The organism is Bacillus sp. EE-W1 (genome assembly GCF_009760835.1).
Classification (GTDB): Bacteria; Bacillota; Bacilli; order Bacillales; family Bacillaceae_G; genus Bacillus_A; species Bacillus_A wiedmannii.
Genome location: NZ_WIPE01000054.1, coordinates 156,876 through 171,477 on the forward strand (window position 1 = coordinate 156,876; position 14,602 = coordinate 171,477).

Here is a 14,602-nt window from a genome sequence, read left to right on the forward strand (position 1 = left end):
TATCCCTCTTCTTCCTTTTTCTTCTACTTTATCATGCTATCTTATATAATAGGAATAGAATTTAAAAAGGGGAGTGCGAAGGTGACAAAAACGAAATGGCTAGTAGGTGGTGTCGTAACGTCTTTAATGACTGGCACCTTATTTGGCTGCGCACAAGATCTTCCCCCAAAACCGAATGATAATAGTTGTTCAGATTGGGATTGGGATGATGAACTTGGGGTATGGCAGTGTGATGATAGTAGGTCAGGTTATCGTGGGCATTATTTTTATGGTGGGAGTTACTATCAAAATAAATCCACTTTTAAAAATTCATCGGCGTTTAAATCTTATCAATCGTCTGCGGAATTTAAAGGTGGAATTGGAAGCGGTTCAAAGGGAGGATTTGGGGGCTAACATATGTCGCAATACATAAGAGAACGAAAAGCGTTTTATTCGAAATATCCGAATTTTTGGTCGGATTTATATGAATGTGAGTATAGTTTGTTTCATGTTTTCTCTATAACAAATCAGACTATGAAACAATTGCAATTAGCAACTGAACGAATGGGGAAAATATTTTTTAAGACTGCTAAACTTTTGCGGAATTTAAGTGACGAACAGCTTCTTGAACTTGGGTATCCTCCTGCAAGCTTATCATTTATTAGAATGAAAGGATTATATCCTGAATCTGTTATTTCACGATTTGATTTCGTTTTAACAAGTGATAACCAAATTAAAATGCTTGAGTTTAATAGTGATACACCAACTTTTATTATGGAATGCTTTCAAATGAATGGAAAAGTTTGTGGAAAACTAGGCTATGATGATCCAAACTTGGGTCAAGAACGATTACTATCTTCTGGTGTTACAAAGGCCGTAATGGAAGCGACAAAGGGAATAGATAACCCAAATGTTGTTTTTACAGCACATCATGAACATATTGAGGATTGGAATACGACTATGTATTTGAGTCAGTTATGCCATGTTGAAAATAAAGTAGTGCCAATGTCAGAACTTAGAATTACAAAAGATGCTTTAGTGGATAGGGATGGAGTACAGATTGATATTTTATATCGCCAAACATATCCGATAGAAGATTTAATTGAGGATCAAGATCCTGAAACAGGAGACTTCGTAGGTGTGGAACTGTTGCAACTTGTAAAAGCCGGAAAGCTTTTTATAATAAATCCTTTGTCAGCATTTTTACTTCAGCCAAAATCAATTCAGTGTCTTATTTGGGGATTAGCAGAAGAAAAGGCCTTTTATACAAATGAGGAACAACAGTGGATTAAAGAATATATGTTACCTACATATTTAGAACGAGATTTATTTTTGGGAAAAGGTTCTTTCGTTCAAAAACCTTCATTTGGTAGAGAAGGAGACACAATTACCGTTCGCGATAAGGACGAAAATATTATGATTCAAAATGCACACCAAACGTATAAAGCGTCACTGCCGATATTTCAAAAGTATACAGAACTTCCAGTCGTATCTTTGGAAACAGAGAAAGGGATGGAGAAACTGTCGTATGTGTTTGGTTCGTTTTTAATTGCTGGAAAAGCGAGTAGTATCGGTATTCGCGCTGGGGAAAAAATTACGGGGAATGAATCGTACTATTTACCGGTAGGTATAAAAAAGGAGGAAAGTATATGATTAATTTTTTATTATATTTAGCAGTAACACTGGGCCTTTTATGCATTGGTCTGTTCCTCATGGAAGTGACAACGAAAGTAAAAGAATTTAAGTTAATGGCCCAAGGGAATAAGGCGGTAAGCTATGTACTTGGAGGACGATTACTTGGGTTAGCTATTGTTTTATATTCGACAGCAGCTAATTCCATTTCACTTCTTGATATGGTTTCGTGGGGAGCCGTTGGGATTTTGGCTCAAATTATCGTCTTTTATTTAGCTGAGTGGCTTACACCACGCTTTAATATAAACAAAAGTCTTGAAGAAGATAATCAAGCAGTCGGTCTTTTTCTTATGTTTTTATCGCTTTCCATTGGGATTGTAATTGCTGGTTGTATAACTTATTAAAACCTTTACGTTTAGACGTAAAGGTTTTTATTTTATATACGTTAGTTCGCCATACCTTTCGAAAAAATTGTAGGCTACTGTTGACATCTATTTTAAATAAGAGTAACATTTTCTATGTAATAAAAATAAGTCTCTGTTAGGTGAGGCTCCTGTATAGAGAAATGCTACTGCCCAAAAATGTCGAGAGACGCCAATGGGTCAACAGGAATGATCGAATTAAGGTTTTTCTTAACGTAGCTGGTAATGTACCTATGCTATACAGTGCTAAAACTCGGTGAGGGAGAGGTCCGTAGATTTCTAATTGTTTAGGAATCGTTTATTTGTGTATGCCATGACCTTTACTCTTTTCGGAGTAAGGGTCTTTTTGTTACAAATCTATGAGTAACTTCATAGTATAAACTATAAAATTAAACGAGGAGGTGAGGAGCATGTCAAATTCTGACTCGGTTCCGTTACCCATATACTTCAAATCAAAAATATATGATGTAGGCAGGAAACGACTTGTTCCTCCCTCTATATTTATCATAATGTAGCGTTTATATGCATGTTTAAGCGCTAAACACTGTTACGGTAAAGTGGATAAATTGAGAAACAAAGCGTTTCTTCCTATGTTGTACAGGAGGAGACGATAATATGTTATATGCAAACAAAACTGTGGGTAACACGTCATATAAATTAAGTAAAAAATCAATGAAAGAACAAACAATGCTTCAAAAAAATAAAGATTTATTAATTGAAATCGCAACGAGAGATGTAAAATCTGTATTTGCGTATTTTAAAACAACAAGAGACGGATTATCTATGAAAGAGGCACAAAAACGCATTCAAGTATACGGCCGAAACGAATTAATTTCAAAAAGAGCGCGTATTGCGGAAGTAATGATGAAGCTAAGTGGAATGATTCCAGGTTTTTCAAAACAACATGTGCGTGATGGATTACAATGTGAGAAAATTACTGTGTCTCGAGTAGAATGTTCTAGTGTAACAGGTTTAAACGGTGAATTAAAAATGATGAATGTGCCAGTACAAGAGCTTGTTCCTGGGGATATGATTTTTCTTTCAGAAGGTGATACAGTACCAGCAGATGTACGTATCATTTACGCGAATGATTTATTAGTAAATGAATCCGTGCTAACAGGAAAAGATGCAAGTATTGAGAAATTTGAAAGTTGCTATCACCTTGAGCGTAAACGATTTATTCCTTTAAAACGAATGAAAGACTATAATCCACTTGAACTTGAAAACGTATGTTTCAAAGGGACTCATATTGTTGGCGGAAATGCAAAGGCTGTAGTTGTTTCGACTGGGAAAAATACGTATACAGGAATTCTTCATACTTGTTGTAGTAGAACGTCTTAATGTGTAAATGATGCTAAATATACAAAAACAATGTATAATAGACAAAGTTGAAAAAACGTAGAATGGTAATCTATTTATATAACCTTACGTGATGACGTGGGGTTATTATTTTTTTGGTAGGAGAGGGATTATGAAAAAAGTATTATTAGTTGATGGTATGGCACTATTATTTCGTGCTTTTTACGCAACAAGTGTCTACGGACAATTTATGAAACGACAAGATGGTACCCCTACAAATGGGATTCATGGTTATATGAAACATTTATTAACAGCTATGCAAGCAATTGAACCGACACATATCGTAACATGCTGGGATATGGGTAGTACGACATTTAGAACAGAATCGTTCTCGAATTATAAAGCGAATCGTGTAGCGCCGCCTGAAGAATTAATTCCGCAATTTGATTTAGTTCAAGAAATGACTGCGAAATTGTCTATTCCAGTTATCGGTATGAAAGGGTATGAAGCGGATGATTGTATTGGTACGCTTGCAAAACAATACTGTAATGAAGCGGAAGTTTATATTTTAACAGGCGATACGGATTTACTTCAGCTTGTTGATAAGAACGTTACAGTTATGCTCTTGCGCAAAGGAATTGGAAATTACGAATATTACACACCAGAGAAAATCATGGAAGAAAAAGGCGTAGAGCCGTGGCAAATCGTGCATGCGAAAGCGTTTATGGGAGATACGAGTGATAATTACCCAGGTGTAAAAGGTATCGGCGAAAAGACAGCGTATAAATTGATTCAAGAGCATGGAACAGTAGCAACCGTACTAGAAAATGTAGCAACATTAACGAAAGCGCAGCGTACAAAGATTGAAAGTGATTTAGAGAACTTAAATATTTCATTACAATTGGCACAAATTCATTGTGAAGTTCCAATTTCATGTTTACTAGAAGAAGGATTACACACAATGGATGAAGAAAAACTTAGATTCGTTTGTGAAGAAATGAATTGGGGAAGACCTGAAATATTAATCAATATGCTATAAATAGTTTTGAAAGAGGGGTGTTATATAAGTCAAACTTTGACTTATATAACACCCCTCTTTTTGTTTTTAAGAACAGTATAGTAGTAAATAAAATTATATCGAACTCAATTTTAAATATATAAATGTTTCGACAAAATATATTGATAGAAGTTGATGACAATAGCAACTTTTATAATGAAATGAAGCAATTTCAAAATGGTTTTAGGATGATCACATTTTTGTATGTTCACAAAGTTGTCAGAAAATAAAAGAAATTTTCATATGAAGTTCAAATGGAATTCACAACAATCAATTATTATAAGGGCACACAGATAATTCCTTATCTTTTATATAAACCATCCCCCAAGGAGGACAATGAAAATGAGAAAAAAAGTGAGAAAATCTTTTAAACAATTATTAATTGAAAATAAACAATTACTATTAAATAATAAAGAAAATATGAAAGAAATTGAAGAGAGAATTGAGAAACGACATGTAGCATATAGTGGTGCCAATAATTAAATAAAATAAAAAAGATAGCCTTTAAAGGCTATCTTTTTTATTTTATATTGAAAAACTCTATTCCTCTCTTTAATTTTGTAACTATGCAAGACGTTTTTATAGTGTTTTTCTGTCAATATTATTCATTTTTCGAGGTTGTAATTGGTATATATCAATTTTGGAGATTCACTATTCATAATATTACAAAAAATGTTACAATACATTCAAAATTACGCTATAAAATCATTTTAATATGAAAAATTGGAATGAAAAGAAAGGAGAGGAATATGAATAATGGTGTCGCTTTGAAATGATTATTATCATTTCAGTAGGAGTTGATGTAAAACGATGGATAGGTATGAAGAACTGGATTCTATACGAGGAATTTCTTCATTGATAGTAATGATTGGCCATCATTTAATGATTTTTTCAGTATTTCAAAATTACAGTTATGAAGATAATAAACCATTTGTTATTTATCTATTAAAAGAAACACCTGCTCGTCTAATTTTTAGTAGTGGTAACGAATCTGTTATTATCTTTTTTGTTTTGAGTGGATTTGTTTTGTATAGATCCATTCAAAAAAACTACGATAGCTACGGATCATTCCTTTTAAAGCGTATATGTAGAATCTATATTCCATATATCGTAGCAATAATTATAGCTATTTTATGCCAGACTACAATGAGTAAATATGGTATTTCTAATTTAAGTGAATGGTTTAATCGCTCATGGACGATTGAAAGTTCTTTAAGCTTAATAGCGCAACATATTTTATTAATTGGGAAATATAATACAGATGCATATAACGGCGTAATTTGGTCACTTGTTCATGAAATGCGAATATCGATAATTTTTCCGTTAGTTTTGATGGTTTGTTTACGAAAAACGTTGAGGTATTCATTATTGTCATTGTTTAGTTTTAGTATATGTTCTGTCGTGATTTTATTTTTATTTCACTCAAGTTTAACATTAACTAGTTATGCATTAACTCTGCATTACACAGTGCTGTTTTTACTAGGAGCACTAGTTGCGAAATATAAAAATAATTTAATAGTTTTTTATAGTAATCGTACTAAAAATGAGAAAATTGCATGGTTTTTATTTGCGGTTTTACTTTATATGTATGAAGGGCTTGTTGGAGAAATTAATTTGCTTAATAATTTTATATTTCGAGACTACGTAGTAGCGATAAGTGCATGTTTATTTGTCATATTAAGCTTGTCAGTATCAACTTTGTCATCCTTGCTACGTAATAAATACTTGTTATATTTGGGGAAGATTTCTTACAGTCTTTATTTATACCACATCATATCTTTATTTTCCCTAGTGTATATGCTTCATGAAATATTTCCGTTACCTATTGTTTTAATGTTATCGCTCATTCTTTCGTTTATACTAGCAATAATTTCTTATTTGTTTGTAGAAAAATTTGCATTCAGGATCGGAAAGTATATAACAAAGCAATCGAATTTAGAAAAGAAAAGACTATCTGCAGAAAGTGAGTTGCAGGATGTCATTCAAACAAAGGCGGTGAAATAATTGAAGCAAGAAATTAGTATGAAGGATTTTCAGCAGCTATTGAAAAGAAGAGTAGTAACAATTATTTTGACGATGTGTTGTGTAACAGGTTCTTTAATTCTTATTTCTATGTATATATTAAAGCCTTCGTATCAATATTCAACGCAAATTCTCGTTGGGAATTTAGATGGGTTTAATAAGGAAAATGCAGTGAATAAAACACAGGAAAATAAGCAACTTGTAACGTCGTATGTTGATATATTAAAAAGTCCACTCATTATTTCAACGGTTAAAAAAAATTTAAAATTAGAGCAATCAACTTATGAATTAGCACAAAAAATTTCAGTGGTGAATATGGACAACTCACAAATCGTTACTGTCACAGTAAAAGATTCGGATCCTACAATCGTCAAAGAAATTGTAAAGTCATTGGCAGAACAATCTCAAAAAAGCTTTCAACAGTATACGAATGTACAGGGGATAAAAATATTAACTGACCCTGAGTTACAGGAAAAAGCTGAAAAGTTGTTTCCGAAATTTCAACTTATCATTCCTATCTCTTTAATTGTTAGTTTTTTTGTTGGGATAGGTTTAGCTGTATTTCGAGATTATTTTGATGAGCGTATATACGTGGAACAAGATTTAGAGAAAATAACAACAGTATCTGTTATTGGTCACATAAATATGAAACCGAATAGAAAAAAGAAATCTACAGAAGTTGATGCGCAATCATCTATATATCGAGGTGAACATGTCGATGTTTAAGACAAAGAAAAAGCTGCCATTTAATCCGCATGATGCTTTTATGAAAGAGCAGTTTTATACGGTGTATCACGAGTTGAAAAAATCGGGGAAACAAGTGTTCACAGTTACTTCAACGAAGGATAGAGGTGTTATCGCGTCGCTTATAGTAAATCTAGGGGTAGTGTTTGCAGAGATGAAAAAAAAGGTGTTACTTATCGACGTGAATTTTTCTGATCCTAAACTACATCTACTATTACAAAGCAATTATACGAAAACAGTGAACGATATAATAAACGATTCCCCTTGTAGTTATGAATCTTTTTCTAGTAATTTATCTAAATACTTATATTGTATTCCTGCCCAAAAAACAGTACACACCGGAACGCCTTTAGTTGCTACGGATGAATTTGATCATGTAATGGCGAAGTGGAAAGAAGATTTTGATTATATTTTCTTGTATTCCTCTGAAGTATTTGAGCTTCCTGCTACGCACATGATTGCAGGGAAATGCGATGGAGTGGTCTTAGCAGTCAAAAAGCGAAACGATTCCCTACGTAAGGTGCAAAAAGTGATAGCAAATATAAAGAGGAAAGAATGTGAATTAATAGGTATAGTTTTATATTCTTGAATGTGGGGGTAACGATCTATGATTCGTGAAACAAATCAAGCCAAGTTGTATACGATTCCGGCTCAAGAAAAGACCAGTATTTTGAATCGAAGTATAAAGCGCTTGTTTGATATTATATTTTCACTCATATTGTTACTATTAACGCTACCAATTATGTTGTTCTTTTGTATTATGATTGCTTTCGAAACAGCAGGAGCTCCAATTTATTTTCAAGAACGTTTAGGGATTAATGGAAGGAAATTTAATGTATTTAAATTAAGATCGATGGTAAAAGATGCTGAAATAAATGGACCACAATGGGCAAATGAAAATGATCCAAGAATTACTAAAGTTGGATCGTTTATAAGGAAAACGAGAATTGATGAGTTACCGCAACTTTTAAATATTTTAAAAGGTGATATGTCTTTTGTCGGACCAAGACCAGAGAGAGAGTATTTTTATAAACAATTTGATACGTATATTCCAGAATTCAAGGATCGTTTAATAGTGAAGCCAGGGTTGACAGGATGGGCACAAATAAATGGAGGATATAATCTTGATCCGAAAGAAAAGTTGAAATTGGATATGGAGTATATTGAATTGAAAACGATTAAGATGGATATTCGGATTTTATGTAAAACTGTTTTAATAGTATTGAACGGTAATGGTGCAAGATAAATATATGTAAGTAGGTTGCTTGCAAAGGAGAGCAGGTATGGGGAGATCTATTTTAAATAATATTATCCATCTATTTTATAGCACAATTTTAGCTAATCTTCTTCAGGCTGTGAGTTTAATTGTTTTAGCAAATTTTTTTAATGCACAAAATTATGGGATGTTTAGTGTTGCCATAGCAGTGACGTTTGTTATGTTATTTTTTACAGATTTAGGACTTACGAATACGTTTCTTCGAGAAGGGGCAAAAGATGGAGTAGACTTAGAGACAATTTTATCGTCGTATATAAAAGTAAGGATGATTCTACTTATTTTTATTTCTATAATCGGCTATATTGCTATTCATTATATGTATGCGGATAGAAATTTGATTTATATGATGATAAACGTAATGTTTTTCATGTTAATAGGATTAACTTGGCAAAATATAGGGATTGCCTACTTTCAGCTGACGGAGCGTATGAAGTATATAGCGCTTATTAAAGTTGTATCAGCGGCAGTTGTCATTATCATTACATGTTTTTGTATTTTCGTAGAGTTACCAGTTTATATAACTGCTCGTTTATATGGATTTGGTTATATGATTGGTGGTGTATTCAGCATATATGTAATGAAAAGAAAGACGAGTATGAATATGAAGGTCGTAATTCATAAAGCGTTATTTTGGCAATTGACACCTTTTATTATTAGTGGTTTTTTAATAATGAGTACGCCACAATTAGCACCTATCTTACTTAACTATACATTGCCATTAAGTATGGTAGGTGTTTTCGCAGTGGCGTATCGGATGCCAGCAGCTTTATATCAAGTGCCAGGGGTGATTGCAGGTGCATTTTATCCAGTACTCTTTAAGCATTATAATCAGAATAATTTAGAAGAGCATACGAAATTAAACTTACTTCAAATAAAATCAATGGCGATTGTGGGAATATGTATGACGATAGGTTTATATCATTTAGCGCCATACTTTATTTCTATATTTTTTCAGGAGGAATGGAGAAATGCAGTAGAACCACTCCAAATATTATCATTTCTCATTGTGCTGCAAAGTTTAAATATTGCTATAGCTGACGGCTTAACAACGAGTGGACGTCAAAATAAAAGAACGGTGGTGCAATGTATAGCATTAGTGATAGGTGGGATTATGCTTTATAGCTTTAGTAGTATTGGTGGAGTGATAGGAGCGGCTTACGCTATGGTTTTATTTGAAATTGTGGCTTTAGTTGGGTATATAGCGGTAAGTGTAGTGAAGAAAAAAATTGTATTCCAAATTGTAATACCGTATACAATTTATTTTGGCGTAACTTTTATTGGAGTGCAATATATATTGCACACATATCATTTCATTGCGCTCGTTCTGAATACGTTAATCGTAGTAGTTGGTATATTCCTATATGATTACGAGCTGAAAAAACTTCTTCTTTCGTTTATAAGAAAAACACGCAAAAAGGATTATATTACGAAACAGGGGATATAGCCTATGGAAAATAATATAAAGATATCGATGAAATGGATTATGCTCTTAATATTATTTGTCATGTTAAGTAAATACAACATATATATTGGATTTTCGCTGAAGATATATATGATTTTTTTAGTTATATATTTTTGTTTAACAATTAAAAACTTTCATATTCAAAAGCTATATTTTCATGAAGTTGTATTTTTACTATTTTATTTCATCTATTGTTTGAGTGGAATTCTTTCTATATATTTAAATGCTAGTATTCGTATGATTCTTGGTGTGCTACTTGTTTTAGGGTGTTATTTTATAATGAGAAATTTATTAGGAAATGTTGAAATAGCAACACTCGAATCATCTATCGTCTATGTAGGATTCGTATTTAATGTTGTAAGCCTAATACTTTATATAGTCGGTTTACAGCACTTTGGATTATACGGTGGAGAAGAGAGAGAAATTTTTGCTGGACTATTAGTTGATAGAGGGTATCCAAGATTAATTGGTTTGCTAGATGATCCTAACATTTTTATTTTTTATAATACAATATTTTTTATGTATTATATGACAAATCTACATAATATGACGAACATTATAGGATTGATTTTATGTGTTACGACAAGTTTATTAACTTTTTCAAGAGGAGGGATATTAGCACTTATGCTTGTCGTTTTTGTATATATATGTACATCTAGTTTTGCAAAAAAAATAAAAATAATGATAAGTTTACTATTATTTGGTGTAGTGATTTTTAGTTTATCAAATAGTGTAATGGGTGGCCAATTGGATGACATATTGAATAAACGAATTTCTGATTTTTCGCACGATAATGGAAGTGGTAGATTTACATTATGGGAAGCTGCTTTTAAATATTATTTATCCAATCCATATATCGGAATCGGTGCGTTTAATTTTTCGAATTATTATGAGTTTCAATTTAACGAAAAATTATATGTACACAATACATTTTTAGAAATTTTATCTGAATCGGGTACAATTGGTTTTCTTTTATATAGCGCTTTTTTATTCATATTAATGTTCAAGTTAACGCAGTATACTTTGTTTCGTGAAAAACCGTACCTTTTATTGACTATAATTGCATTTTTATTTCAGATGATGTCATTGTCACTTATTATTAACGAAGCGTTCTTTTTATTTTTAGCAATGGTTGTGAAGTACATTTCAATATATGAAGGAAGGGGAAAGGTAGATGGTAAAATGTCTATCAGTACATAATAAGGCGCCTCATGTTTCTGTAATAACACCTTCTTATAATAGTATACGATTTATAGGTGAGACGATTTTATCTGTACAGAATCAATCATATGAAGATTGGGAAATGATTATCGTTGATGACGCTTCAACTGACCAATCTCTTGAAAAAATTAAAGAGATAATAGAAGGAGACTCGCGTATTAGATTATTCTCATTAAAAGAAAATGTTGGTGCTGCTAAAGCTCGGAATATAGCGATTGAAGAGGCGAGAGGAAGGTATATTGCCTTTTTAGATAGCGATGATATATGGTTGCCTCATAAATTGAAGACGCAATTGTTATTTATGGAAGAAATGAATGCGGCCTTTTCATATGCATCGTATAGTTTAATCGATGAAAACAGTAATGAACTAAATCGTGAAGTGGATGTACCAAAATTTGTTGACTATCATTGTTTGGCAGGAAATACAATTATCGGTTGTTTAACAGTAATGATTGATCGTGAAAAAATTCCGCATATTGAAATGCCTAGTGTACAGCCGGAAGATACAGCGTTATGGCTGAACTTATTACATGAAGGACATGAAGCGAAAGGGATACAGCAAGTGTTAGCGAAGTATAGAATTGTAGCAAATTCTGTTTCGAGAAATAAAATTAGAGCCGCTTTTCGTTATTGGAAATTATTAAGGGAACAAAAGCGACTTAATGCTGTGCAAATCCTTTACTATTTTAGTAAGTATGCTTATCATGCCTATAGAAAAAATAAAATCAATGTAGTTGGGAAGACGCAATTATGAATATATTGTTGATGACAGATAAATTGATAACTGGAGGAGCCGAGAGTTATTTCTGTAAATTGGAAAGCAATTTGCGTGATGAGAAATTTACGGTTTATACAGCTGCAGGTGATGGAGAACTATATGAGTCTCTTACTAGAAAAGAAAATTTCATGTTACTTAGTCGATGGAATCATTTGAGAAATATTCATTACTTACGAAGTGAGATTTGTAAACGAAAGATAGAACTTATTCATGCAAATAGTTTGCGAATGGTATTATATGCCTTTTCAATTCAAAAGTTCATGAAAAAAAAGATAAAAGTCGTGTATACGAAACATAATGTAACGATATTAGAAAAGAAAATGCCAACTCTTTTTCGTTATTTTATAAATAAATATGTGAATAATATTATTACAGTAAGTGAGTTTGAAAAAAATAATTTAATTTCAATGCATGTAGCAGAAGAGAAAATAAAGACAATTTATAACGGTGTGGATATTGAAAAGTTTTTATTCCAGCAGAAAAAGACAGAATCTATTTATAAAATAGGGATATTAGCAAGACTATCCAAGGAGAAAAACCATCAATTATTTGTAAAAATTGCAAATGTGTTAAAAAAAAGAGATGACTTTTTGTTTTATATTGCTGGTGATGGACCAGAAAAAGAATCTATTATGAAAGAAATAGAAAAGTATGGATTGCAGCAAAGTGTAAAGATGTTAGGGAATATTTCAGAGCCACATAGGTTTATAGGAAATATGAATGCCCTACTTTTATTATCTTTTCGTGAAGTGTTTCCAATGGTGGTAATTGAAGCAATGGCTACAGGAACACCGATTGTTTCAATAGATGTTGGCGGAATAAATGAAGCGGTAATAGATGGAGAATCAGGTGTTTTGGTATCTGAATATTGTGAATTAGGGTTTGCAAGTGAGCTTGAGGAACTACAAGGAAATGAGGAAAAGGTGAATCGTATTAGACTGAAAGCACGAGAGAAAGCAGAGAGATATTTCTCATTAACTAAAATGATAGAAGAAACGAAAAGTATATATGAATTAAACAAATGACCGTGCAAGTCGTTTGTTTTTTTTATTAGAGAAACTTTTAAGAGAAAACTCACATATTATATGAAAAAGGTAATATGAGGAGTGAATTTATTTTGTCAGAATATATTTCTTCCCAAGAAGATTGTGCACCAGAAAATAGTGTCCATATTGATTGTTTTGGTGCAGTTCCGAACTCAGGGAATGATAGCTCATTAGCAATTCAACAAGCTATAAATTATTGTGTAGCGAACCGAATTTCGACGGTTAGAATTACAGGGATTAATACGTACAAAATTGTAAAACCGATTGTTATTAAATCAAATGTAAGATTAGAGCTAGATCCTACTGTTACGTTGCAAATTGATGGAGATTTTAATGCGTTTGAACTGCAACAAAATGCGTCTATTACAGGTGGTACAGTTCAAGTTATAAACCCAGTGTTTCAATCTGCTGTCATTTATGTTTCCGGTTCACAACAAATAGAAGTTCCTAATCACTCTCTTATATCAAATATTAATATAATAAATGCAACGTCGTCATATAAAGGTAAGGCTATACACTTTTATTGTCAAAAAGCATGGGATTATATTAGTTTCTTTCAAGTTAACTTTATTCAAATTAAAAACTTTCAAACTGCAATACATTTGAAGACAGAATATATAGATGATATAAATACACCTTGTTGGATTAACGCAAATGTATTTCAATCTATATTTATTGATGGATGTCAGTATGGGATAGAAGTTGATGGAAACAGTGATTTACCAAATGAAAGTTCAGGAAATACGTTTCATGATATTCAAGTACAATGTAGACAGCAAACGAAAAAAGTCATTCGTTGTACGGGTGCCTATAATACATTTGATTGTATGATTTGGGATACGTACCGGATGAGTAGTGAACAGATTGTCATTGAATTTTCTTCTAATTCACATCGTAACTACCTTTTTTCAAATTTACTTTCCACAACTATTGTAGATAAAGGGCAATACAATGTTTGTACGTCTACCTATGAAGAATCTCTTCGAATTCAGTTACCGATTACGTTAAATAAACCACATTTAATAGGGAATCAAGATGATATTTTAGTAAACGCTCCGCAGAAGTATACTGTTAAGCAAGTAAGTGGGAAATTACCTTACGGGGGGAATCTCGTAAATTGCTTTAATTTAATAGATGAACAAAGTGTAAACTATATCGATGTTCCAGATAGTAATCCAGTTGTGATTGAGCTAGATTTTACGAAAAATCCAATCAAAATGTTAAATTGTTTTGGAATGTATTTTGGATGGGGAGAGAGCCCGAAGAAAATTAAAATTGAATATGCATTAAGTGCAACTGGAAATTGGGTTGTTGCATCGGATGTTCCATTAAATGTAGGCGATACAATTATATCGAATATGAAGGCGAGTCAACTATATAAAGTAAGAATTACATTGAGTGGTTATTCTCAAGACCATAAGCGTTTTCGGATTAATCGTATGTTTGCAAGATCGTCGATGGAAAATGGGAATGCTTGGTTAGCGACAACTGGTGGAAGAATGTTTGGAGATATTGAAATAGAAGCAAGTAAAGGTATCATTATGAAGACTGCTAGTGGAGCGAAATGGAAAGTAACGATTAATGAGGCTGGTCAGCTTATTACGACTAAAATAACTTGAGATGATGATTGGTTGTAAATGCTTGGACGAGTTATTAGGTATTAC

15 protein-coding genes and 1 riboswitch are annotated in these 14,602 nt (G+C 32.4%); all 15 genes read left to right on the plus strand.

The window, feature by feature from the left end; genetic code table 11:
- Positions 1-81 precede the first annotated feature (81 nt).
- On the plus strand, positions 82-393 hold the full coding sequence (locus GFJ36_RS07245; RefSeq protein WP_000169026.1) for a hypothetical protein: 312 nt from the start codon (positions 82-84) through the stop codon (positions 391-393).
- 3 nt (positions 394-396) lie between these two features.
- Positions 397-1,632 (plus strand): glutathionylspermidine synthase family protein, encoded by a 1,236-nt coding sequence (locus tag GFJ36_RS07250; protein ID WP_088062737.1) that lies wholly within the window; start codon positions 397-399, stop codon positions 1,630-1,632.
- Positions 1,629-2,015 carry a DUF350 domain-containing protein gene (locus tag GFJ36_RS07255; protein WP_000606860.1) on the plus strand — a complete coding sequence of 129 codons (387 nt, stop codon included), beginning with the start codon at positions 1,629-1,631 and terminating at the stop codon, positions 2,013-2,015. Before GFJ36_RS07250 ends, GFJ36_RS07255 begins: the two co-directional genes overlap by 4 nt.
- A 125-nt stretch (positions 2,016-2,140) precedes the next feature.
- A riboswitch (M-box (ykoK) riboswitch) is annotated at positions 2,141-2,306 on the plus strand.
- A gap of 342 nt (positions 2,307-2,648) precedes the next feature.
- The gene (locus GFJ36_RS07260; protein WP_000964966.1) at positions 2,649-3,374 is read left to right on the plus strand and encodes a P-type ATPase actuator domain-containing protein; all 726 of its coding nucleotides are present in this window, start codon (positions 2,649-2,651) and stop codon (positions 3,372-3,374) included.
- A 130-nt stretch (positions 3,375-3,504) separates the two neighbouring features.
- Entirely contained in the window at positions 3,505-4,371 is an 867-nt protein-coding gene (locus GFJ36_RS07265) for a 5'-3' exonuclease (protein WP_087980021.1), read from the plus strand.
- Between the two features lie 360 nt (positions 4,372-4,731).
- Complete coding sequence (locus tag GFJ36_RS07270) at positions 4,732-4,872, plus strand: FbpB family small basic protein (protein ID WP_097889731.1); 141 nt, start codon at positions 4,732-4,734, stop codon at positions 4,870-4,872.
- A 327-nt stretch (positions 4,873-5,199) separates the two neighbouring features.
- Complete coding sequence (locus GFJ36_RS07275) at positions 5,200-6,393, plus strand: acyltransferase family protein (protein ID WP_087985574.1); 1,194 nt, start codon at positions 5,200-5,202, stop codon at positions 6,391-6,393.
- Complete coding sequence (locus GFJ36_RS07280) at positions 6,394-7,137, plus strand: YveK family protein (RefSeq protein ID WP_088062739.1); 744 nt, start codon at positions 6,394-6,396, stop codon at positions 7,135-7,137.
- Positions 7,124-7,744, plus strand: a complete 621-nt coding sequence (locus GFJ36_RS07285) for a CpsD/CapB family tyrosine-protein kinase (protein ID WP_141555024.1) — start codon at positions 7,124-7,126, stop codon at positions 7,742-7,744. The genes GFJ36_RS07280 and GFJ36_RS07285 overlap by 14 nt, the downstream gene beginning before the upstream one ends.
- Before the next feature lie 18 nt (positions 7,745-7,762).
- Positions 7,763-8,401 (plus strand): sugar transferase, encoded by a 639-nt coding sequence (locus GFJ36_RS07290; RefSeq protein ID WP_060489669.1) that lies wholly within the window; start codon positions 7,763-7,765, stop codon positions 8,399-8,401.
- Between the two features lie 37 nt (positions 8,402-8,438).
- Positions 8,439-9,875 carry an oligosaccharide flippase family protein gene (locus tag GFJ36_RS07295; protein ID WP_141542765.1) on the plus strand — a complete coding sequence of 479 codons (1,437 nt, stop codon included), beginning with the start codon at positions 8,439-8,441 and terminating at the stop codon, positions 9,873-9,875.
- A 3-nt stretch (positions 9,876-9,878) separates the two neighbouring features.
- A complete protein-coding gene (locus GFJ36_RS07300) occupies positions 9,879-11,093 on the plus strand; it encodes an O-antigen ligase family protein (protein WP_088062742.1) in 1,215 nt (404 codons plus the stop codon).
- Positions 11,068-11,868: a glycosyltransferase family 2 protein gene (locus tag GFJ36_RS07305; RefSeq protein WP_097889730.1), complete on the plus strand. Its 801-nt coding sequence runs from the start codon at positions 11,068-11,070 to the stop codon at positions 11,866-11,868. Before GFJ36_RS07300 ends, GFJ36_RS07305 begins: the two co-directional genes overlap by 26 nt.
- The gene (locus tag GFJ36_RS07310; protein ID WP_097889729.1) at positions 11,865-12,917 is read left to right on the plus strand and encodes a glycosyltransferase family 4 protein; all 1,053 of its coding nucleotides are present in this window, start codon (positions 11,865-11,867) and stop codon (positions 12,915-12,917) included. The genes GFJ36_RS07305 and GFJ36_RS07310 overlap by 4 nt, the downstream gene beginning before the upstream one ends.
- Before the next feature lie 92 nt (positions 12,918-13,009).
- A complete protein-coding gene (locus GFJ36_RS07315; RefSeq protein ID WP_141542764.1) occupies positions 13,010-14,557 on the plus strand; it encodes a glycoside hydrolase family protein in 1,548 nt (515 codons plus the stop codon).
- The last annotated feature ends 45 nt before the right edge of the window (positions 14,558-14,602 follow it).